Source organism: Dyella koreensis (genome assembly GCF_044904565.1).
GTDB classification, from domain to species: domain Bacteria; phylum Pseudomonadota; class Gammaproteobacteria; order Xanthomonadales; family Rhodanobacteraceae; genus Dyella_D; species Dyella_D koreensis.
Genome location: NZ_JADIKD010000011.1, coordinates 177,250 through 198,609 on the forward strand (window position 1 = coordinate 177,250; position 21,360 = coordinate 198,609).

General features: G+C 62.4%; 26 protein-coding genes and 1 tRNA gene. 1 reads left to right on the top strand and 26 read right to left on the bottom strand.

Going from position 1 to position 21,360, the window contains the following annotated elements; genetic code table 11:
- Positions 1–12: 12 nt before the first annotated feature.
- From ISS97_RS12825 to ISS97_RS12855, 7 genes are read right to left on the bottom strand one after another with little or no spacing between them, the layout of a single operon-like run.
- Positions 13–2,103, bottom strand: a complete 2,091-nt coding sequence (locus ISS97_RS12825) for a flagellar biosynthesis protein FlhA (protein WP_379983900.1) — start codon at positions 2,101–2,103, stop codon at positions 13–15.
- Positions 2,100–3,245: a flagellar type III secretion system protein FlhB gene (gene flhB / locus ISS97_RS12830; RefSeq protein ID WP_379983901.1), complete on the bottom strand. Its 1,146-nt coding sequence runs from the start codon at positions 3,243–3,245 to the stop codon at positions 2,100–2,102. The genes ISS97_RS12825 and flhB overlap by 4 nt, the downstream gene beginning before the upstream one ends.
- Positions 3,242–4,015, bottom strand: coding sequence for a flagellar biosynthetic protein FliR (gene fliR, locus ISS97_RS12835; protein WP_379983902.1), 774 nt, complete (start codon positions 4,013–4,015; stop codon positions 3,242–3,244). The genes flhB and fliR overlap by 4 nt, the downstream gene beginning before the upstream one ends.
- Before the next feature lie 13 nt (positions 4,016–4,028).
- Positions 4,029–4,298, bottom strand: a complete 270-nt coding sequence (locus ISS97_RS12840) for a flagellar biosynthetic protein FliQ (protein ID WP_379983903.1) — start codon at positions 4,296–4,298, stop codon at positions 4,029–4,031.
- A gap of 2 nt (positions 4,299–4,300) precedes the next feature.
- The gene (gene fliP / locus ISS97_RS12845; RefSeq protein WP_379983904.1) at positions 4,301–5,056 is read right to left on the bottom strand and encodes a flagellar type III secretion system pore protein FliP; all 756 of its coding nucleotides are present in this window, start codon (positions 5,054–5,056) and stop codon (positions 4,301–4,303) included.
- Positions 5,053–5,400, bottom strand: a complete 348-nt coding sequence (fliN, locus tag ISS97_RS12850; RefSeq protein WP_379983905.1) for a flagellar motor switch protein FliN — start codon at positions 5,398–5,400, stop codon at positions 5,053–5,055. Before fliN ends, fliP begins: the two co-directional genes overlap by 4 nt.
- A gap of 8 nt (positions 5,401–5,408) precedes the next feature.
- On the bottom strand, positions 5,409–6,080 hold the full coding sequence (locus tag ISS97_RS12855; RefSeq protein WP_379983906.1) for a FliM/FliN family flagellar motor switch protein: 672 nt from the start codon (positions 6,078–6,080) through the stop codon (positions 5,409–5,411).
- Here ISS97_RS12855 and ISS97_RS12860 point away from each other — a divergent pair.
- Positions 6,069–6,467, top strand: a complete 399-nt coding sequence (locus ISS97_RS12860; protein WP_379983907.1) for a hypothetical protein — start codon at positions 6,069–6,071, stop codon at positions 6,465–6,467. The genes ISS97_RS12855 and ISS97_RS12860 overlap by 12 nt on opposite strands.
- Positions 6,468–6,694: 227 nt before the next feature.
- Here the strand turns inward: ISS97_RS12860 and ISS97_RS12865 are convergent, their stop codons facing one another.
- From ISS97_RS12865 to ISS97_RS12955, 19 genes are all read right to left on the bottom strand, one after another.
- Positions 6,695–7,564, bottom strand: coding sequence for a flagellin N-terminal helical domain-containing protein (locus tag ISS97_RS12865; RefSeq protein WP_379983908.1), 870 nt, complete (start codon positions 7,562–7,564; stop codon positions 6,695–6,697).
- A 278-nt stretch (positions 7,565–7,842) separates the two neighbouring features.
- The gene (locus ISS97_RS12870; protein WP_379983909.1) at positions 7,843–8,616 is read right to left on the bottom strand and encodes a glycoside hydrolase family 73 protein; all 774 of its coding nucleotides are present in this window, start codon (positions 8,614–8,616) and stop codon (positions 7,843–7,845) included.
- On the bottom strand, positions 8,603–8,998 hold the full coding sequence (gene flgN, locus ISS97_RS12875; RefSeq protein ID WP_379984053.1) for a flagellar export chaperone FlgN: 396 nt from the start codon (positions 8,996–8,998) through the stop codon (positions 8,603–8,605). The genes ISS97_RS12870 and flgN overlap by 14 nt, the downstream gene beginning before the upstream one ends.
- 9 nt (positions 8,999–9,007) lie before the next feature.
- Positions 9,008–9,298, bottom strand: a complete 291-nt coding sequence (gene flgM, locus ISS97_RS12880) for a flagellar biosynthesis anti-sigma factor FlgM (protein ID WP_379983910.1) — start codon at positions 9,296–9,298, stop codon at positions 9,008–9,010.
- 102 nt (positions 9,299–9,400) lie between these two features.
- On the bottom strand, positions 9,401–10,312 hold the full coding sequence (locus ISS97_RS12885) for a flagellar motor protein MotB (RefSeq protein ID WP_379983911.1): 912 nt from the start codon (positions 10,310–10,312) through the stop codon (positions 9,401–9,403).
- Positions 10,309–11,181 carry a flagellar motor stator protein MotA gene (gene motA, locus ISS97_RS12890; protein WP_379983912.1) on the bottom strand — a complete coding sequence of 291 codons (873 nt, stop codon included), beginning with the start codon at positions 11,179–11,181 and terminating at the stop codon, positions 10,309–10,311. Before motA ends, ISS97_RS12885 begins: the two co-directional genes overlap by 4 nt.
- 23 nt (positions 11,182–11,204) lie before the next feature.
- Positions 11,205–11,966 carry a FliA/WhiG family RNA polymerase sigma factor gene (locus ISS97_RS12895; protein ID WP_379983913.1) on the bottom strand — a complete coding sequence of 254 codons (762 nt, stop codon included), beginning with the start codon at positions 11,964–11,966 and terminating at the stop codon, positions 11,205–11,207.
- An 8-nt stretch (positions 11,967–11,974) separates the two neighbouring features.
- Positions 11,975–12,442: a flagellar basal body-associated FliL family protein gene (locus ISS97_RS12900; protein WP_379983914.1), complete on the bottom strand. Its 468-nt coding sequence runs from the start codon at positions 12,440–12,442 to the stop codon at positions 11,975–11,977.
- Complete coding sequence (locus ISS97_RS12905) at positions 12,439–13,575, bottom strand: flagellar hook-length control protein FliK (protein WP_379983915.1); 1,137 nt, start codon at positions 13,573–13,575, stop codon at positions 12,439–12,441. Before ISS97_RS12905 ends, ISS97_RS12900 begins: the two co-directional genes overlap by 4 nt.
- Positions 13,572–13,895, bottom strand: coding sequence for a hypothetical protein (locus ISS97_RS12910; RefSeq protein WP_379983916.1), 324 nt, complete (start codon positions 13,893–13,895; stop codon positions 13,572–13,574). Before ISS97_RS12910 ends, ISS97_RS12905 begins: the two co-directional genes overlap by 4 nt.
- Complete coding sequence (fliS, locus tag ISS97_RS12915) at positions 13,892–14,278, bottom strand: flagellar export chaperone FliS (protein ID WP_379983917.1); 387 nt, start codon at positions 14,276–14,278, stop codon at positions 13,892–13,894. The genes ISS97_RS12910 and fliS overlap by 4 nt, the downstream gene beginning before the upstream one ends.
- 2 nt (positions 14,279–14,280) lie before the next feature.
- Positions 14,281–15,639 (bottom strand): flagellar filament capping protein FliD, encoded by a 1,359-nt coding sequence (fliD, locus tag ISS97_RS12920; protein WP_379983918.1) that lies wholly within the window; start codon positions 15,637–15,639, stop codon positions 14,281–14,283.
- 26 nt (positions 15,640–15,665) lie between these two features.
- Positions 15,666–16,106: a flagellar export protein FliJ gene (locus ISS97_RS12925; RefSeq protein ID WP_379983919.1), complete on the bottom strand. Its 441-nt coding sequence runs from the start codon at positions 16,104–16,106 to the stop codon at positions 15,666–15,668.
- Positions 16,103–17,404: a FliI/YscN family ATPase gene (locus ISS97_RS12930; RefSeq protein ID WP_379983920.1), complete on the bottom strand. Its 1,302-nt coding sequence runs from the start codon at positions 17,402–17,404 to the stop codon at positions 16,103–16,105. The genes ISS97_RS12925 and ISS97_RS12930 overlap by 4 nt, the downstream gene beginning before the upstream one ends.
- Positions 17,404–18,048: a FliH/SctL family protein gene (locus ISS97_RS12935; RefSeq protein ID WP_379983921.1), complete on the bottom strand. Its 645-nt coding sequence runs from the start codon at positions 18,046–18,048 to the stop codon at positions 17,404–17,406. Before ISS97_RS12935 ends, ISS97_RS12930 begins: the two co-directional genes overlap by 1 nt.
- Positions 18,048–19,079 carry a FliG C-terminal domain-containing protein gene (locus ISS97_RS12940; protein WP_379983922.1) on the bottom strand — a complete coding sequence of 344 codons (1,032 nt, stop codon included), beginning with the start codon at positions 19,077–19,079 and terminating at the stop codon, positions 18,048–18,050. The genes ISS97_RS12935 and ISS97_RS12940 overlap by 1 nt, the downstream gene beginning before the upstream one ends.
- Positions 19,072–20,688, bottom strand: coding sequence for a flagellar basal-body MS-ring/collar protein FliF (gene fliF / locus ISS97_RS12945; protein ID WP_379983923.1), 1,617 nt, complete (start codon positions 20,686–20,688; stop codon positions 19,072–19,074). The genes ISS97_RS12940 and fliF overlap by 8 nt, the downstream gene beginning before the upstream one ends.
- A 15-nt stretch (positions 20,689–20,703) precedes the next feature.
- Positions 20,704–21,021 carry a flagellar hook-basal body complex protein FliE gene (fliE, locus tag ISS97_RS12950; RefSeq protein ID WP_379983924.1) on the bottom strand — a complete coding sequence of 106 codons (318 nt, stop codon included), beginning with the start codon at positions 21,019–21,021 and terminating at the stop codon, positions 20,704–20,706.
- Positions 21,022–21,259: 238 nt separating this feature from the next.
- Positions 21,260–21,334, bottom strand: a tRNA-Val gene (locus tag ISS97_RS12955).
- Positions 21,335–21,360: the final 26 nt, after the last annotated feature.

Consider the following 21,360-nt stretch of genomic DNA (forward strand, 5'->3'; position numbering starts at 1 on the left):
CAGGAACGGCCCTCAGCCAAGCGAGCCGACGATATTGACTTCCCGATTCTCGGGAATTTCGTTGTAAGACAGCACGTGCAGGCCCGAAGCGAACAACCGTGCATAGCGGGCCAGGATCGGGCGCAGCCGGGGAATGACCAGCAACAGCGGCGCCGTACCCTGCTGCTTCATCTGCTCGCGCACCGCCGGCATGTTGATCTGCAGTTGGGCCAGCACGTTGGGATCCACCGGATAGTTGTCCAGCGCGGCACGGCCAGCGGCCTGCTCCGCCCGGCCGAGGTCACCGAGCAGCATGCGTTCCAGGTCCGTGGTGAGGCTGAAGGCCTTTACTTCGCGCTGCGCGCCAGCCAGCCCGGCGACAATCTGCCGACGCAATGCGCAGCGCGCCTCGGCCACCAGAAGCATGGGATCCTTGGTGAATTCCGAGGCCTCCACCAATGTGGCGGCAATCGACTCGATGTCCTTTAGCGACACATGCTCGATCAGCAGCAGACGGAACACTTTGCGCAGCTGGCTATGCGTCATGCACTTGCCCAACGCCTCGCTCAGTGCGGGCGCGATCGCTGCCAGGCGCTCCAGCATGGCCGTAACGTTGTCGTAGCTGAACAGCTCCGACAGATGGTCATGGACCATCTTCGATACATGAGTGGCGATGACCGTGGCACCGTCCACCACTTGGTAACCCATGCCAAGCGCGTGCGCCTTCTGCGCGGGCTCGATCCAGATCACTCTCATGTCATAAGCCGGATCCACACCGGGAATGCCATCGAGCTCGCCATATACCGCTGGCGAAGGAATCGCCATCAGGCGATCGGCATGTATCTGCGACTGCGCCACCACGGTGCCGCTGATCAGGACCGAATATTGCGAAGGCGGCTGCCCCAGATCATCGCGGGCGCCGATGGGCGGTACCAGGAAGCCCAGGGTTTCGGACAGGTTCTGCCGCATGCCGCGCAAGCGCTTGGTCAACGTCGCGCCCTGCGCCTCATCGATCATGCCTACCAGCTTGTATCCCAGCGACACCGCGACCGGCTCTACATACGGCAGGCTGCTCCAATCCAAGGCCGGCTGATTTGGCGCCAGCAGCGCTTCCTGCACGTCGCGCGTGCCTTGATCCTCGTTAGCCGGCTGTCGGCGCACCATGCGCCAGCCGATAAAGCCGAGCAGCCCGGCGAAGGCGAGAAAAGTCAGCGCGGGCATCCCCGGCAGCAACGCCAGCAGAAACAATAGACCCGCGCCGCCGAACATGACGTTGGGGGAAGCCAGCAGCTGGCGGCTCAATTGCTGCTCGAAATCCCCGTCGGCACTGATACGCGTCACGATGATCGCCGCAGCGGCCGACAGCAGAAGCGCCGGTACCTGAGCGACCAGGCCATCGCCGATGGTCAACAGGCCGAAGAGACGGAACGCCTCGGCGGCGCTCAGATCGTGCATGCTCATGCCGATCGCAACGCCGCCGATCAGGTTGATGATCAGCACCAGGATGCCGGCGATGGCGTCGCCGCGCACAAACTTCGATGCGCCGTCCATCGCGCCGTAGAAGTCTGCCTCGGTGGTTACCTCCGCACGGCGCCGCTGGGCTTGCTCCTGGGTGATCAGGCCAGCGTTGAGGTCGGCATCGATGGCCATCTGCTTGCCGGGCAGCGCATCAAGCGTGAAGCGCGCCGACACTTCGGAGATGCGTTCGGAACCTTTGGTGACCACCACAAAGTTGATGATCATCAGGATCACGAACACCACCAGGCCAACCACGAAGTTGCTGCCGATCACCACATTGCCGAATGCCTCGACCACGTGACCGGCCGCGTCGGTTCCGTTGTGGCCATTGAGCAACACCGCGCGCGTGGAAGCCACATTGAGCATCAGGCGCATCAGCGTGGCGCCGAGGATCACCGTGGGGAAGGCCGAGAAGTCGAGCGGCTTCTTCACCGTCACGCTGACCAGGATCACCACGATGGCCAACGCGATGTTGAAGGTAAACAACACGTCCAGCAGCACCGGCGGCAGCGGCAGGATCAGCATACCGAGCATGACCAGCAACGCGATCGGCGCGGCGAATTTCTGCCGGCGCAAGCCGGCGAGTAGAGCAGTCATCGTATTCATGGCTGTCGTGGGTCGGAAAGGGAAACGGGAATATCCAGATCGGAAGGCAACGCGGGCGGTGCCGTGCGCAGACCGTGACGAAAAGCCTTGATCTGCAGCACGTAGGTGAGCACCTGCGCCACCGCGCGATACAGCACGACAGGAATCTGTTGGTTGACCTGGCTGCTGTGGTAGATCGCGCGGGCCAGCGGCGGCAGCTCCAAGACTTCTACTTTGTGGTCCTTCGCCACCTGGCGAATGAACAACGCCGTCTCTTCCAGGCCCTTGGCCAGCACGTAAGGCGCCTGCGCCTTGCTTTCGTCGTACTTGAGCGCTACCGCGTAGTGGGTCGGGTTGACCACCACCAGATCGGCATCGGGAACCATCTTGCGGATGCTCCGGCGCGCCATCTGGTGCTGCAGTCGGCGGATGCGGCTTTTCACCTCCGGGCGGCCTTCGTTGTTCTTGTGCTCTTCCTTGATCTCCTGTTTGCTCATGCGCTGCTCGCGCAGATACAGCAACTTCTGTACAGGCAGATCGATCAGCGAGAAGAAAATCAGCACACCACACAGCACCAGCACCGAGTCGATAAGCAGGGTGGCTCCGCCGTGCAGCGCATCGGCCATAGGAGCACCCTGCAAGCGCACGAAGGCATTCACGTTGGCGACGCACAGGTACCACAATACGCCGCCGATGACGGTCGCTTTGAGAAGCGTGGCGGCGAGTTGCGCATAGTGCTTGGCCGACATCAGCCGCTTAAGATTGGTCAGCGGATTGAGCTTGCTGAACTTGGGCATGAAACTTTTTGGCGTGAACACCCAGCCCCCGGGGATCACCGAAGCGGCCACCACGCACAACGGCACCGCCAGCAATGGCGTGACCATCTTGGCCAGCAGCCACAGAATGCTGGGGAACAGCATCGAACTCGCGTTGTGCACCCCATCCAGCCCGGCACCGTCGTAGCGCACCAGAGCCAGGACGAATAAGCGGCGGAAATCGCCCAGCCAGGTTGGCGCCATCGCGATCAGGATCTTCAACGCCACGTACAGCCCCACCGCCGTACCCACATCGCGCGAACGCGCGACCTGCCCCTCCTCGCGCGCCTTGCGGAGTTTCTGCGGGGTGGCCTTTTCGGTCTTGTCGCTCTGCCCGGCCCGGCTCATGTCGCGCTTCCCGCGACAGCCATGCCGTCGAGCAATTCGAGTACATGCGCCATCATCCGGCCGAAGTGTTCCGGCAACGCCGGCACCAGCGCCGTCATCAACAACAGGCCAAACACGGTCGTGATGGAAAAGCCCAGCGAGAACAGGTTGAGCGACGGCGCCACGCGCTGCAGAAAGCCCATGCCCATCTGGATCACCATGATGGCAAACACCAGCGGCAACGCCAGCATCAGCGCCACGGAAGAGACCCAGCCCACACCGTGAGCCAGCCGTTCAAGCGAGACGGCGGCCATGCCCACACCGCCGATCGGCCAGACATGAAAACTTCGCGCCAATACCTGGGTCAGCACCAGATGGCCGTCTACCGCGAAGAACAGCAGCACGAATAGCGTGTAAAGCAGGCTGGACATGGCATCGCTGGCGGTACCGTTGATCGGGTCGTTCATCACTGCCATGGACAGACCCATTTGCGCCGACACCAGTGTGCCCAGCACCAGCAACCCGGATAGCACCAGATGGAAAGCAAAGCCAAGCATGCCGCCGATCAGTATCTGCTCGGCCATCACCTCGACGCCCGCCACGGAGAACGGTTCCAGCGCGGGTAGCGGCGGCAGGCCGGGCTGCGCCACCACCGCCAGCGCGAGTGCGGCCAGCGCGCGCACGCGCATCGGCACCATCGCCTCGCCCAGCACCGGCGCCACCGCGAACGCCGCCAGAAAGCGGCAGAACGGCCACACCACGGTGGCAAAAAGCGCCGGCAGCCGGTGCATCAAGTCTTCCATGTCATCCCACTAGTTGGGCGGCGCGCTGGAAGATATTCACGGTGTACTGCATGAGCTTGTCGCTGACCCAATAGCCAGCCATGCCGATCGCCAGCAGAGTCACCAGCAGGCGCGGCAGGAAGCTGAGGGTCTGTTCGTTGATCTGGGTGGCGGCCTGGAACAGACTCACCAACACACCCACCAACAGCCCCGGCGTGATCAGCACTAGCACGATCAGGGTGACCAGGCGCAACGCATCGGCGGCCAGATCGGCGGCAACATCCGGCGTCACGGCTAGGCTCCCTTCACGCTGGTGATCAGCGTGTTGACAGTGAGCGACCAGCCGTCCACCAGCACGAACAGCAGCAATTTCAGCGGCAGCGATATCACCAGAGGAGAGAGCATCATCATGCCCATCGCCATCAGTACGGAAGCGACGATGATGTCGATCAGCAGGAACGGAATGAACAGCATGCAGCCGATCTGGAACGCGGTCTTCAGCTCGCTGAGCAGAAAGGCGGACAGCTTGACCACGAAGGAATGCTCCATCGGGTCTTCCACCTCAGGCGCATGGGCAAGCTTGGCGATCTGCGCCAGGGTGGTCTTGCTGGTCTGCGCCAGCATGAAGCGCGACAAGGGGTCTTCCGCGGTGTGCAAAGCCTCTTGCATGCTGATGCGATCCTGGTCGTAAGGCATCACTGCCTTTTCCCATACTTCCTGTGCCACCGGGCGCATGGTCAGCATGGTCAGTACCAGTGCCACGCCTGTGATCACGCGCTGCGGCAAGCCCTGCTGCAGACCCAGACCCTGGCGCAGCAAGGAGAGCACGATGGTGTAGCGCAGGAAACTGGTCATGGTAAGCAACAGCGCGGGTACCAGTCCGAGCAGCGTCATCAGGACCAGGATCTGCGTTTTAACCGCGAACGGTTTCTCGCCACCGGCATTTACGGTGAACTCGAGCGGTTCGGCCAATGCAGGCTGCGCCATCAGGCATCCAGCCATCAGCACGGCGAGGCCCAGCCAGGCGCTTCTGCGCAGCAGCGGCTTCATGAGGCCAATACCTCCAGATCGTCGAGCTCGACGATCTTCAGGCCATAGTTCTCGCCTGCCACTACTACTTCGGCGCGGCCGATGTGCGCACCGTTGACCTTGATCGCCAACGGCTCTCCAGCCAGGCGATCCAACTCGACAACGGAACCGTGCGCCAGTCCGGCCAGGTCGGCCAGCGGCAGTGTCGCGCCACCGACTTCCAGCGTCAGACGCACGGGGATCTTGCGCAGCAAACGCATGGAGGGCCCACGCGGGGACTCGCCGGATGCCACATCGGGCATGCCCTCCTCCAAGCCCAGATCGGCCAGGCTGAGGTCCATATCTTCCGCAGATTCGATGCTCATAAAGGGGTTTACTCGGCGTTTTCGAAAGAGGTCAGGCAGAGACTGCCGCCGTGTTCCGCCACGGCAGCCTGGAATAGCAAGGTGTCACCGACGAATACCTCGGCGGTGTCGGGCAGACGCACCGGCATCACGTCGCCGGTCTGCAGGCGCATCACATCGTCCAGAAACACTTCCTTGGTCAGCATGCGCGCCGACATGGCGACAGGCAGCCGTTCGGCCAGCGGTGTCTCGGTCTTGGCGACAGGTGCGGCAGTGACCCGGCGAGGCGAAGCGCTGGCGAAGATCAGGCCGAGCGAGGCATCGTCCAACGCGATTTCGAGAATGCCGCTCAAGGCCAACCTTCCCTCCTCGATCTCCATGCGGATCACGCGATCGCCTGTACCGGGCGTACGCTGCGGTGCCGGCGTTAGCCCACCCTCGGCCACCGTCATGGCGCAGCTGCGCAGCACTTCCAACAGAGCCAACCCGGTGGCTACGCCGAAGCGCTGCTCGGTTTCTGTCTCCGGCACGGTGGCGTCAACTTTCATCGCGCCCTTGTCGCCGTAGTGGTAACCAAGCATGGCCAACAACAGGCAACGGTCCATCCGTATCGCCAGGCTGCCACCGGGGGTACTGTAAGCGCGCCAGGCGGCGTCGCGGTGATTAGCCACATAAGAGCCGATACCTACATGCTTCACCACAAACGCCGCGCCATGACGATGATTGAAGCGCGTCGCCAAATGGCGCTCGAGCTGATGCCCCAGGCGCTGGTTAAAACCTTCAAGGAGATGAAATGGACGTCCCAGGGCGCACGGATCCAACAGGGTGTGCTGGCAGCTGGCGGCATGGCGGCGCTTGGAAATGGTCACGGCGGATCGACTCGATGGTTCGGCAGATCGCCATTCTCGGCCGCGGAAAGGCCGCGACTAAGCATTCTTAAAACAATCTGGAAACGTCCGTATCGGCTGTCGCCAAAGAAAAAAAACCGGCCGCGAGGCCGGCTGAAGGAACGGCGGCGTGATTGCCCCGTACGCCACCCGAGGAGTCATGCTTACCAGAGCACCGCCAGCAACCGCGGCAGCAATTGACACAGCACCAGGACTTCTTCGATATGCCTGGCGAAAGCGATGTTGTGTTGGAAGATGCCGCAGAACGCACAGATCACATCAGCTATTTCGCTCGCTTCCAGCGGAGGCCGCCAACTTCGCATACGGCCCCACCAGGTCGCGAGTTTCACAATGAAATCTGAAAGACGACAAAAAAAGGCCGGCCCTGCGGAGGGCCGGCCATCTGCCTCGTTGGTATCCGCGAAGGCTTACTGGATGAGCGACAGCACCATCTGGTTCATGCTGCTGGCCTGCTTGAGCATGGCCGTACTGGCCTGCATGAGGATCTGCTGCGAAGCCATGTTGGAGCTTTCGGAAGCGTAGTCCACGTCCATGATGCGACCGGTCGCGTCGGTCGTGTTGCCAACCATGTTGGCCAGGTTATTGCTGGTGTGCTCAAGGCGGTTCTGCACCGCACCCAGCGAGGAGCGCACAGCGCCTACCGCATCGAGCTGCGCGGCGATCTCGTCGATCTTGGCGTTCGCGCCAGTGGCCGTGGTGATTTCCGTACCCGGTGCGATGGGGGCAGCGGCAAACTGCGAACTCAGGTTACCGAGATCGGTGGACAGACCCGTGATAGCCGCGCTCACGTCAAAATCGAGCGTTTCAGCGCTGGTCGCACCGATCTGGAAGGTCACCGAGGAAGCGAGCTTGCCGGTTGTGGAATCAAGCAGCTTTTCGTTGCCATACGAAGTGTTGGAAATGATGTTGTACAGCTCCGAACCCAGCGCGTCGAACTCGGCCTGCAGCGCGTCACGGTCGGCGGCGGTCGACGAACCGTCGGCCGACTGCGTGGCCAGATCCTTCATGCGCAACAGGATATTGGTCACTTCGCTGAAGGCACCTTCAGCGGTCTGCAGCATCGAGGTGGCGTTCTGCGTGTTCTGCATGGCGACCTTCATGCCATTCGTCTGCGCCTGCAGACGGGTGGCGATCTGCAGGCCGGCGGCGTCGTCCTTGGCGGAATTGATGCGGTGACCGGTACCCAGGCGGGTCATCGAGGTCGAGAGGTTACTCTGGGTATTCGCCAGATTCTTCTGGATGTTCAGGGCGGAAGCGTTGGTGTGCAGGCTCAGCATGATCGTTTTTGCCTCTAAGAGATGATGAATTCGGTTAGGGATCAGATGCGACCTTGTCGGCCACGATCACCAAGAACGACCAATCATCTGCATGCATTAAATCGGATGGCTAAAATTTTTCTTGCCTTTCATCGAAGCCCCATTTATTGCCAACATGACGTCGCGCGTAAAACAGCTTCCAATCGCAAAACGACGCGAGGCGCGACCAGAAAGCAAGCGCTGTATCACCTGCTTTCTGCCGCACCTCGAACAGCCATGGCACCTATATAGAAGACGCCTCAGGACGTACCGGGCCGGATACGGCCCATCTTCTCGATCTGGCGTGCCACCTTTACCAGCTTGTCCTCGTAAGCCACATCAGTGGCATAGCCGCCCTGCACGAGTCCGCGTACGAATGCCCGCGCATCATGCCCGGCGTTCAATGCGCCGGCGTAGCGGGGATTGTCTTTGAGCAAACGCGTGTAGTCATGAAATGCGTGCGAATAGTCGTCGTAGGCCCGGAAGCGTTGCGGCAGACGTACCGCGCGACCTTCCACATATTCGGTAGTCTGACTGGCCACCGAAGCACCACTCCACAGGTTTCCCGCCTTGATGCCGAACACGTTGTACGCATTACGTCCATGCATCCGCACCGGCTGACGTCCCCAGTTGGATTCGAGTGCGGCATGCGCGACGACGAGATGAGGCGATACACCCAGCTCCGCCGCCGCCCGCTCGGCCCAAGGCGCGATGTCCTCGAGGAAGGCTGTACGGGTTGCTTCATCGACGGGCATGCCATCAACTTTTCCCATTGCCGTGGACTGGCCTGCAAGATAGGCACCCAGCCACGCCCGGCTGCCAGCACTCAACTGCGATGGCAATGCAGCAGCAGCCAGCGTCGTAGTCGACGAAGCCGGTGCGAAGCCGTTCACGATGGTGTCGCGGATCTCCGCGTGAAGCGCGCCATACATGGACGAAAAGCCGGCACCGCCTGCGGCGGACCGGCCCAGCGGCAGCGCGATATCGTCGGCGGCGCTGCCGACACGAAAGGCATGGAGGTCAAGCTGGCGCATAAGTATGCCGCTCCCCCTGCAGTACGCGCTGCATCGCGTCGTACTGGGAAGCCAATAGCTGGCCATTGCGGAGCGTCGCGGCCTTGCAGATCGTTGCCAACTCCTTCAGCTCTGTGCAACGCTGTTCTACCGCGCGATGCGCTACGGTGCCACGCGCCGCCGGAAGACGATTGGCCAGGGTGGAAGCCACCGTCAGCAACTGCGAGCGCTGGCGGCGCCGTCCCTCAAGGCAATGCACCTCTTGGGCGATAGCCTCGCTGACACAGGCCAACGAGGCGGTATCCAAACGCGTGGCGACCTGGAACTGCTTATCAAGCATCGACGACAGCCGCCGGTAGGCGCTGACTTCGCCGTCGAGCTCTTCAAGCGCTTGCTTCAGCATCACAGTCACTTATCTCCCGGATCCGTGCACGGACATGATCAAAGCCGCGACGCGATCCGCATCGAAACGGATCTCGCCACGCTGCATGGCTGCCTTAATCTCAGCCACACGGCCTACATCGAATTCTGGCGCCGTCTGGCGTACGGCATCCTGTGCAATCTGGAGCGTATCCAGCTGCTCGCTCGCACGCGAGCCGGCCTGCTCCACAGCCGCCGGCGGTGCCGGCGGCGAAACGGGTTTGGCCGCCTTGCCGGGTGCGTTCTGAACAGCAGTCTGATTGATGTTGTTATGGATCTGCATGGTATTTACCTTGCCCGTCGGGCATTCGAAGTAGAGAGGAGACCTCGGTGACCGTGCAAAACGACCGCCAGGCGGCTCTCTTTAAATGCCTCGCAGCGGACCCTAGACATCCCCGGCATCCATGGCCTTCGTCGTGTGCACAGCATCGACGCCGTCGATCAGGGGCTTGACCTCGTCGGGCGTACCGAACATCTGCACCAACTGGCGCGCCCGCTGCCTGGTAAGCAACAGGAATTCGATCCGGCGATTCAAAGCGGCGCGCGGATCGGCCATGTCCAATGGCGCCCTGTCAGCCATACCGACCACCTGCAACAGACGCTCAGCCGGCATACCGCCCTTGAGCAAACTATTGCGCGCGGCCATGGCGCGGTCAGCCGACAGATGCCAGTTGGAGCGCATACCGGGATCGCGGAACGGCACCGCATCGGTATGCCCTACTACCAGCAACGGATTGCCCACCTTGGCGAACAGTTCGCCCATTCGACGCATCAGTTCTTCGAAACGGCGCTCCGGAAGGGCACTACCCAGCTCGAAGATGCCGCGACGATGCGTGTCGTGCAGCATCACACGCAAGCCCGACGGCGTCATTACCGCCTGCAAATTGTTCTGCAGATTGGCATCACGTCCGAGCTTTTCCACTTCTGCGGCCAACTGTTTCAGTTCCTCGCCCGATTCGTAGCCGAGACGATCCGGACCGGACAGCTCGCCTTCGCGCGGTGGCGGCTGCGAGTTCAATGGGTCGACCACGCTGCGCTCGAGATGCGGCAGATCGCCGTCAAAAATACCGCTGCTGCGGTCGTAGATCGCACTGATGGCCAGCTTGATCCTGGTCTCCTGCTCGTCGCGCGCACCCAGCACCCACAGCACCATGAAAAGGCATAGCAAAGCCAGACAGAAGTCGGCAAAGGCCACCTTCCAGGTGCCACCATGGTCATCATGGTGGCCGCGGCGGGAGACCTTCTTTACGATGGTTTCCTGTTGCTTGCGGCCGGCTTTGGCGGGCGTCTCGCTCACGCCACCGCTCCTTCGAGCTGGTTGATCCACCCTTCCATCTGCACAAAGCTCGGCTTGCTGCTCAGCGGCACCAGACGGCGGCCCGCATCAACGGCGAGCAACGGCGGCTTGCCACCAGCATAGGCCACCAGCACCACTTTCACGCACTCCAACTCGGAGACCTCGTTCTTCACCACCTGCTGGATCAGGTTGCTCAATGGGTCGAGCAGGCCGTAGCACATGAACACGCCCAGGAAGGTACCCACCATCGCGGCGCCGACTTTGTGGGCAATGATGCCCGCGGTCGCGCCGTCGGCGACGCTGTTCATTGCCATGACCACGCCGAGCACGGCCGCCACGATGCCGAAGCCCGGCATAGCGTCGGAAATCTTGCGCAGCGAACGCGAGGGCTGCTCCAGATCGCCATGAATGGCCTCTAGCTCCTGGTCCAGCACGCCCTCGAGCTCATGAGCGCTGATCTTGCCCATCGCCATCAGACGGAAATTGTCCACGATAAAGGCCAGCAACTTGGGAGATGCGAGCACCATGGGGTAGCGTTTGAACAGCGAACTTTCGTGCGGCGCCTCGACATGCGCATCCAGCGCCTTGAGGTCGCGCCCCACCTGCAACAGTTCATACATCAGCATCAGCAACTGGCGCTCGAACTGATGCTTCTCGCTCGCCTTTCCGCTGCTGACGACCTTGCGCAGCTGGCTGACCAATTCCACCAGCACATGGCGAGGGTTACCCACCACCAGCGCGCCGACCGCGGCACCGATGATGATCATGATTTCGACCGGCTGCCACAGGATGGAAAAACTTCCGCCCATCAATAGGAAGCCGCCGAAGACGCACCCCAGCACAATAAAGATTCCGATGATCTGCTGCATGGTTGTTATCCTTTCGATGCGTATCAGTCGCGCGACAGAAATGCGCCCATCTTGGCCAGCGCGCGTTTGTTGATCTGGCAGATACGCGCGGCCGTGAGATCGAGCACTTCCGCGATCTGACTCAGACTCAACTCGTACTCGTAATACAGCTGGATTACCTGCTGCTCGCGAGGATCCAGCGCACGCAGCGCCTCCGCGAGGCTGGCCTGGTCGATCACCGACTGTTCCGGACCTGCCGTCGCACCTGCCATACCGCTCTGCGTGGCGAACAGTTCGTCAAAGCTGGCGAAGGCCTGAGCGTTGTCCGCCAACTCCAGACGGCCGTGCTCCTCCGGAGTGATCTCCAGTGCCGCGCACAATTCGGCGCGGCGCGGCTCACGCCCCAGCCGCCGGCGCAGCTCGCGCTCAACCTGGCGCAGCTTGTGTGCGGATTGCCTGGTACTGCGCGGGCGCCAATCCTGCCGCCGTAATTCGTCTAGCACCGCACCACGCACACGCACCGATGCATAGGGGCCGAAACCCTCATCGGGCTCGCCATAGCGTCGCAATGCCTCGAGCAGGCCGACAAGGCCGATCTGTTCCATATCCTCGTGGTCCAGTGCCGCTCCCGCCTGGGAGGCCAGGCTCCGCACGACACGTTTGACCAATGGCGCATAGGTAACCAGCCAATGCTGCTCTTGCGCCTTACTCATCGGTGCCGAAGTACGTTGGACACCCACGTAATCGGCCATACCGGCGGTACCCGCCATCGGCTCGGCGCCGCCGTATTTAATGCAGCTATCCATGCCGTGGCCTACTCGAGCATCTGCTTGCCGATCTGCACATCGTGGAACGGGACGGCAGATGGTGTGCCATAGACGCCGCGAAAGGCCGTCTGCAAGACATCGGTGAGTTCATCCACGCTCATCTCGCGAATGTCTTCCGCGGAGTAGTCGGCCAGCGCGCGATAGGCGGTACTGCGCAACAAGGGAAGGTGCTCCTTCACCTGCTTCTCCTTCTTCGCGTCCGTGTGGAACACCAGGTCCATAGCGAGATAGCGTGAGCGCGTCGTTTCGGGAACGCGTAGCATCACCACGAGTTGATCGAGCGTAACGAAGCGCGAATCGGGCAGGGCCACGATCGCATGTGTTTCACTGTGCTTGTTCGCGGAGACATGGTGCCCCTTGGCGAACGGACCCGCGCCAGTCATCCACGCGGTGCCCGCGCCCCCGGCGACCAGAGCCAGCGCCACCGACGCGGCGGCTGTAAGTTTGCCTTTCATGATGCGTAACCTCTCGATGCGATGAAGCGCTTCCATAACGCGCCGAACGTGTCGCCGTCGGAATCCGTGGCCAGTGCACGCCCCGGTTCGTCGCGCGCGCAATCCTGCCCGTCGCGCGACGACTGACCGCCCTGCCCACCTTGCTCGCCGAAACGGCTATGGTGGACCTGCACGGTGACCTCGCCGGGCTGGCGGCCATGCAAATCCTGGCGCAAGGCCTCGCAGATCGTTTGCAACTGCTGAGCAACCTCAGCGTGACTGGCGCTGATGCGAACATGCAGCGCACCAGCGTCATGAGCAAGCTCGATACGCACGCTTCCCGACAGGTGAGGATCGAGCTGGATCACCGCCTGCTGAATACCCTGACGGTGCAGCACCTGGATGCGCTCGCCCAGTACATTGATCAACCGCTGTTCTGGCGCATGGACTGCCTCGGTAGCTGGCAGCTTGCCCGACACCTGCGTAGGGCTGGCGGGCGACGACACAGCCAGCACGTTGATACTCAGATCGGCGATTGACGCGCTGACAACACCGCCTCCTGCTTCACGCGGGGTGGCATGCTGTCCAGGAGAGACCTGCACCCCCGCGGCATTCGGCGCGCCGGTGGCGATGCCTTGCCGAGGCGCCTGCCTTTCTAGATCGGTGGACACCACAGCCAGCGACGATGGACGGCCAGCCGCCAGCACCACTATCTGCGCCGCATCCAGTGGTCTGCCTCTGGGCGATTGAAGGGCCATAGCCTGGTCCATCGATGGCGAGGCGGCTTCCGCCGCGATGGATGATGCGTCGCGCGGTATCCATTGGTGCTCGGCGGGCGCAGTCTGCACATGGGGTATTGCAAGATTCGATTCGATGAAGACCCCGGGCACGGCTACCGGTGCCAGCCACGCCGTCATCTCATTCGGAAACTCCGAAGCATCGTCGCGCGGAAGTTCGTCGCCCGCATCGATCGGCATCATGACTTGAAGATCGGCCTCCATCGATAGCTCAGCACCGTCTGGCGGAGTGAACGGCAATGACACCATCATCCCGGACCGGGCCGACGCTTCAACATTCCCCGGCAGCCCAGCCAGCGGCGTGCCGACACATGCGTGCACGGCCATCGGCGGCGGCATAACGCGGAGCAGATTCATCGCGGCACCATTTCCATAGCATCGTCATGCATCGCATAGGCCATCCGCGCCGAGCGGTGGCGGTTAAAATCGTTCATCTCAGAAACCAGCCGCTGCCGCTCGACCGCAATCAGGTCCAGCGTGGCTCGCAGTTCCGCACGCGCGCGACCCAACGCACGGTACTCGGCGATACGCCATTGCGCCTGGCTGCTCAATTCGCTCGCCAATGCACGCAACTCGCGATCCACCTTGACCGCACTCAGCCAGTCACGCGACGCGGCGACATCGCGCAGGCGGTCGACATGGTGGTCCAGCCGTGTGGCGAGTGGAGCACGGCTCATGCGCTGCGATCCTCCACCTGTTGCCAGGCATCGCGGAGCGTCGATACCAGACCGATCACTTCGTCGACCACGGCGACATCGAGCTGGCAGCCCGCTTCATTGAGACGCAGAGTGCAATAGTCGTAGAGACGTCCGATCTGATTCACCGTATCGCCGCCCAGCTCGTAATCGAGCGAGCTGGTGAGTGCCGCGAACATATGGATGCATTTATTGATGCTATGACCTTTCTCTTCATAGCGTCGGTGCTCGATGTGCGCGCGGGCGCGCGCCATCTCATCGAGAAGGCCGTTCATCAGCACCAGCACCAGCTGCACCGGCGAGGCGCCGGCCACCTGAGCATGGAGGCTGGCAGCGCGGTAATTGCCGTAGCCGACATGATCCATGACTAGTTCTTTCCATTGCGGGGGGTAAGCGCCTCGAGCATCTCCATCGTGTATTTCATCTGCTGATCCACGACATAGAGGCGGTTGAACTGCGCGAGATAGCGCTCATAGGTACGAGTGTATTGATCCTCCAGCGTCGACTGACGCTTGCTCAAGAGATCCTGAATCTTCTTGACGGACTCCTCGCGGCTGCTGATCTGCCCCTTGGTGTCGAGCCATGCCGCCATGTACTTGTCGAACTTTCCGGTGAGGCTCTTATCGCCCTCGCCAAACAGCGCCTCAAGCCGGCTCGGATCGGCGGCCAGTGCCGCATTGAACTTGGTCGTATCGAGAGAAAGTTTGCCATCGCGATCGGCGCCGATGCCGAAATCCCTCAAGCCGACACTTCCTACCGTCTGGCGCAGGATGTCGTTGAGATTCAATTGCAAGGCCCGCACGCCAGCGTCGCCGGCCATCGGACCCGCACTACCCGGCGTTCCGTCGCCCGCGTAGCACAGCTCGTCCAGCACGCTCTTGAGCGCGTTGTAGGCATCGACGAAGGACTGCACGTTTTCTTGTGTCGCCGAGCTATCACGGCTGATCGAAAGCACCAGCGCCGGATCGCCGGCCTGCATGGCGGCGGTGAAGGTGATGCTGACATCCTGAATGCCATCGAAGGTATTGGAGCTCTGCTCGATGCGCGTGCCACCCTGCCCGCCGAGGTAGAACACTGCATTCCGTGCCGCGATCATCTCGCTGGCGCCACCCAGGGAACCAGCGAGGCTGCTATCGCCAATGCCGCTGGTATCCAGTGTGATCGCCCCGTCCGTACCGGTTTTGCCCGAGGTAAGCACCAATTGCTGCGAGCCGTTGACCGTCACCACCGACGCGCTGACGTTGCCTTTGTTGCCCGACGCTTCGTTGACCAGGCGCGCGATCTCGCTCGTCGTAATGTTGCCGTTGGCATCCGGCTTGGCCTTGGTGAGGTCCACGTCGAAACTGGATCCGTCACCGAGGTCGATCATCAGCACACCAGCCTGAGCGACATCCGTGGCCGGGATATTGCCAACGGCAAGCTGGTGCGCGGTGGCCAGCTGCTCCACAAAGAACGCATAACTGCCGGCTTGGGCCGAATCGCCGATCGAGACGCTGCCCAATGCCGGATTCGACAGGATGCCCTGGTATTTGATGATACCGCCCGACGAGGACAACCCTCCGAGCGCACTCTGGAACGCAGATAGCGCGCTGCGAAGTTTGCTGACCGCCTCGCTGGTCCGGGTTGCACTGGCCAACTGAGCGTCGAGCCGCTCAAAGGCATTGTGCATATATAGCTCGGAAAAATAGAGGGCATTTTCGCCCGGCTTGGTGGGATCGATAATCATGATTAGGCTTCGCTGGTTGGATGGTTTCAGGCCTGTAGGCGAGAGCGGGACCATGCCTGTGTCGCAAGCTGGTCCTGTTGTTTCTGTTCGCGCACGCGATGCTGTCTTTCCAGCAGAGCGCGCTTGTCGTGCAGCACGCGTCCCAGCCCCTCATGTTTGAGCGCAGCGATTGTCAGCGCGCCGCGACTCGCGGCAATGACGGTGTCGTGGTGCGCCAGGTCTTGCCGATGGCTGGCGATGAGATCCGCCAGCCATGCCTTGTAAAGCGCGCTATTGCTCGACAACACCGGGCAACCCTGATCAGAGGGCGCTGCCGCATGCAGCAATTGCTCCATGCGCGTCAGGTTGTTTTCGTAGCGTTTCCGCATCGCCTGCTGACCGGCCAGTTCGCCGGTCAGTCGTTCCACCTCGCGCCCACGCAGGTCGACCAGGCGCGCCAGACTATTCACGGTGCGCCCCATACTCATGCCAGCAAGGCCTCCAGCGAAGCGATGCAATCGGCGAACGGCGCAGCCTCGTGCATACCCTGCTGCAGGTAGGCCGCCAGACGCGAATGCAGCGCCACTGCCCGATCGGTCTGCGAATCCGCGCCGGCGACGTAACCGCCAAGCGGTATCAAGTCGCGCACCTGGGTGTACCGATTGAGCAGGTCACGCAGTTCGCGCACAGCCTCCAAGTGCTGCTCGCCGGCTACCAGCGTCATGCAGCGGCTGACCGAACGACTAACGTCGATCGCCGGATAGTGACCCTGCGCCGCCATCTCGCGCGACAACATGATGTGGCCGTCGAGGATGGCACGCGCGGTGTCCACCACCGGATCCTGCTCATCGTCGCCCTCGGCCAGCACGGTGTAGATCGCGCTCATGCTGCCTTCGCCCTCACCATTGCCGGCACTTTCCACGAGCTGCGGCAACAGCCCGAATACGGACGGCGGGTAGCCACGTGTAGCGGGCGGCTCACCCAGCGCCAGCGCCATCTCACGCTGTGCCATGGCATAGCGGGTCAGAGAATCGACCAGCAACAGCACGTTGCTGCCTGCGTCACGAAAGTACGCCGCGATGGCGTGGCATAACTCGGTCGCCATCAAACGCATCAACGGAGATTCGTCAGCAGGCGCAACGACCACAATGGCCTTCTTTAACCCTTCTGGCCCGAGCGCGTGCTCGATGAACTCACGCACCTCTCGTCCGCGTTCGCCGATCAGACCCACTACCACGACATCAGCCTCGGTCTGACGGGTAATCATCCCGAGCAGCACACTCTTGCCCACGCCACTGCCGGCGAACAGACCAACACGCTGACCGCGCCCAAGCGTGAGCATGCCGTTGATGGCGCGCACACCAACATCGAGCACTCCGGCTACCGACCTCTTGCGCATCGGATTGATGCGCGGCGGACGCAGATCAAGCGGCTGCTCGCCCTGCAACGCCCCGAGACCATCGATAGGCTCGCCAAGGCCATCCACAATGCGGCCCCGCCATGCGGGACCGATATGAGGGCGGCGCTCGCCGCCATCGGCGATCACGCGCGCACCGGCAACCAGGCCGGCCTGTTTTCGGAAAGGCATGAGATAGGACACGTTGTTGCGGAATCCCACCACGCGCGCATCCATCCATTCGCCAGAAGCGGTTTCGATGCGCGCGTGCTGTCCGGTCTCGAAGGCGTAACCGGTGGCCTCCAGCAAGATGCCCGATACGCCGCTGAGCCTTCCTACTTCACGAGCGACCGGAACGTCATCAAGTTTAAGCCCGGCGAGTGCGCGCATTACGCTTCTCCCTGCGTGGTCGCATGCAGTAGCGCGTGAACGCGCTCCATGCACGCGGCCAGGCGTTGCCCGCAACCAACATCGAGTTCGCGCTCACCGGCGGAAACACGACATTCGCCCGGCGCCAGTTGCGGATCGGGAGCAAAGCCATAACGCGCCACCTGCTCGGGAACCGCCTCCAGCACACGCGCGTACTCGGCTGGATGCAGGCGCACCTCAACCGTTTCGGAGGGCTTGGGCAACGTCGCCAATGCCTCGTCCACCAGGGCGATCCACTGTTCCGGGCGCGTGTTGAGTTCAGCGCGCACCACTTGCCGGGCCACCTCCTCGACGAGCTCGACCATCTGCTCACGCAATTCCCCACGGTACGCGTCCTGCAAGCGCGCAAAACCAGTGCGCATCGCTTCGAACGGTTCGCCCAGGGCATCCAAAGCGGCACGTGCTTCGCGCGCAACGCCGTCAGCCATGCGCCGAGATCCTTCCGTACGACCGGCCGCATAACCTTCGTCGTAACCGCCTTTGCGACATTCCTCCAGCAGGGCCTCGGTCAACGCCGGATCCTCGGCCTGCACGGCGACCGGTTCATGGATGCCTGCCTGCAGCCGCATGAGCGGTGGAAAAGCGTAACGTCGATAGGCCTTCATCAGACCACGTCCTCAGCGACCAGCTGCAAGGCGATCTCGCCTTCGGCCGCCAGCTCGCGCAACTGGTCCATGATCTCGCGGCGTACGCCTTCCACACGGCTGAGCGGCGCGGCAGGCGTGCGGCGCAGCATGTCGTCGAAAGCGCTGGCCTGCCGCTGGGGCATGGCGCGCATCAACGCATCCTGGAGGGCCGGATGGGCGCCCTTGAGGGCGATACCCCATTGTTCGAACGGCACCTGATCAAGGATGGCGGCAATGGTTTCGGCGTTCTGATGGGCCAGAATGCCAAACTCGTAGATATGGTTTTCCACGGCTGCGACGACATCCGGGTCGTGCGCGCGCAACAGCTCCACTACCTGGGCACGATCGCCCGGCATGCGATTGATGATCTCCGCGGCGCGCTGCGCGCCCTCCACCGCCGTACTCTGCGTGCCGAGGTTCTCGATGCATGCGTCGACCACGGCCTCCACGTCGCGCAGCAATTCGTGATCGATTTCTTTCAGGCGCGCAATCTGCAGCAGCACCAGATCGCAACTCTCCACTGGCAGGGCGTGCAGCACCTGGCTGGCCTGCTCGGCCGGAAGGAACGCCAGGAACATGGCCTGCATGCGCACATGTTCACGAGACAGGCGCTCGGCCAGCCACTGGGGCTGCGCCCATTGCAGGCGAGCTATCTTGGGCCCGATCACATCGCCGTAGATCTGGTTGAGCACGCTGTCGGCGATGACACCACCCAGCGCCATATCCAGCGAGCGCTGTAGGAACTGCCGCGAAGCACCACGCACGCTGCTCTGCTCACGGAACGCATCGAAGAACGTTTGCAGCGTGTCTTGCACGGCATCGACTTTCACGCCGTTCATGCGCGCCATCACCAGAGTGACGTCGAGCAGCTCTTCGCGCGACAGACATCGCAGGACCGCCGAGGCCGCCTCTTCGCCCATGCTGAGCAGGGTGATCGCGGCACGCTCGACGGAACTCAGTTCCGTCGCGGCCAGGGGCAGCCCGGTGCCGGTATTGATGAGCTTATCCATGTTTACGTATCCAGGGCTTGATGACGTCGGCTACACGGCTGGGAGCCTGCGCGGCGAGGATCTTCAGGTGATCGATCAGCACGTCAACGCTGGAACCCACCGGCGGCAGCCGGATGTCGTCTTCGTCCAGCGGAGAATTCACCGGAGCGGTAGTTACGCCCACGGCGTCGGGATCGGCTTCCGAGACGGCTTCGGTCTCAGCCGGCAGCTGCGGCTTCTGGTTATCTACCCACTGGCGCAGGATCCTGAGCAGCGGGCGCAGCACCAGGAGGAATACAAACAGTGCGAGCAACGCATAACCGGCATAGCCGCCCATGGTCAGCATGTGCTCGGGTTGCTTCCACCACGATAGCGGTGTCTCCGTCTTCGGTACCTGGAAATCCAGCGCCGAGACGGTGAGCTTGTCCTCGCGCGCCACATCCATGCCGATGCCGCTCTGCAGGATGGCCTCGATCTTGCCAAGTTGCTGCGGTGTCCATTCCTTGCCATCGGGTGCGGCTGCATTGCTGAGCACCACCGCCACGCTCACCCGCTTGATACGCGTAGGACTGCGCTTGATCTGCACCACGTTGCGGTCATAGACGTACTGGCGCGTGATGGCGTTGCGCTGCGAACGCGGACCAGCCTTCTCACTCGCGGCCGGCGCGTTGCCGGTGGGGGCCGGCCGGTTGGACAACGAGCCGGGTACGCCCAGCGCCATCTGGCTCGCGTCTTGTTCGTCGCGCGTGGCCTCGTTGGTAACCAGCGGCTTGTCCCCGTATTTTTCGTGTGTTTCCTCCACGCGATCGTTGTCGGTCTCCACCATCACGCTGGCGCGATAGTTCCCATCACCCAGGCTTTGGGCGAGCAGGTCGCGAATGTTGCGCAGCGTATCCTCACGCATACGTACGCCGATCTCGTTGTCGCCCACACTGGGATCGTTCGGATCGATGGTGGAAGAGAGGTAGTTGCCCGCCTGATCGATGACCGCTACACGCGCGGGGTCAAGGTTGGCGACGCTGCCGGCCACCATGCCCACAATCGCCCCTATCTGTTCCTTGCCGAGTTTGCGGCCGGGCTTGAGCGTCAGCACGACGGAGGCCGAACTCTTGTCGCCGTCGCTGAGGATGAACGACGAGGACTTGGCGATGGATAGGTGCACCCGGGCCGTTTCGACCGGCTCCAGGCTCATGATGCTCTTGACCAGCTCGCCCTCCAGGCCGCGACGGAAACGCACGTCCTGCACGAATTGGCTGACTCCCAGGGGATCACTCTTGTCGACCTGTTCCAGGCCGTCGGGCAGTTTGGCGACTACGCCCTTGGCGGCGAGCAGCATGCGCGCCTGCCCGAGCTTGGCGTCGGGTATCAGCACCTGGCCGCTCTGCGGGTGAATGCGATAGGGGATGTTCTCCGCATCGAGCACCGCCATGGTCTCGGCGGCGGAGACGTTCTCGCGCGCGCCGAAAAGCGGCTTGTAGCTGGCATCACTTCGCCATACAAACATCATCACCAACGCGGTGAGGCCAATGGCCAGCACGATCATTGGCAATAGCCTTGAGAGCCCCTTGGACGAAGGCAGCCGGGCTCCGGCGAACAGCCCCGAAGCTTTGGATTTGAGCTTGGCCAACATGATTCAGCCCGCCCCTCAGACTTGCATCTTGATGATGTCGTCGAACGCCGCCATCAGCTTGTTGCGCACCTGCATCATCATGGAGAACGAGAGGCTCGCTTCCTGGCTGGACAGCATCGCGCCGACGAGGTCGTCGCTCTGCCCGGTCTCGACCGCGGTGACTTTCGACTGGGCGTCGTGCTGCTGGCCGTCGATGTGCTCGACGGCATGCTTCATGGCCTGCGCAAAACTTGCGCTTCCGCCGCCTTCGGCGTCGGCGACAACGCCGGGCGTCAGGTTGGGGCGCGCGGCGGCGATCGCCTCGAGCATCGGGCTGGACAGTTCGATCTTCATGGGGAATCCGGGTGGCGGACAGGAAATGCCGCGCATTGTCCCGGCCGGGTCGGACCCCAGTAAGCAATCTCAAACGAATATCAAGGCCGGCGACGGCGCGTCACGGCGAGGGGCGTCCGGGATGGGCGCGGACGGCGGGAAGCTGGCTGGCGGTGGCGGCTACGCCATTAACGCCGGGAACACGGCCCTGGAAAAGCAGAAAGGCGCGATCCGTGGATCGCGCCTTTCTGATCGAAACTGGTGGGCGGTACAAGGATCGAACTTGTGACCCCTACCATGTCAAGGTAGTGCTCTACCGCTGAGCTAACCGCCCGAAGCTCGCGCCGGCATGCCGTGCGA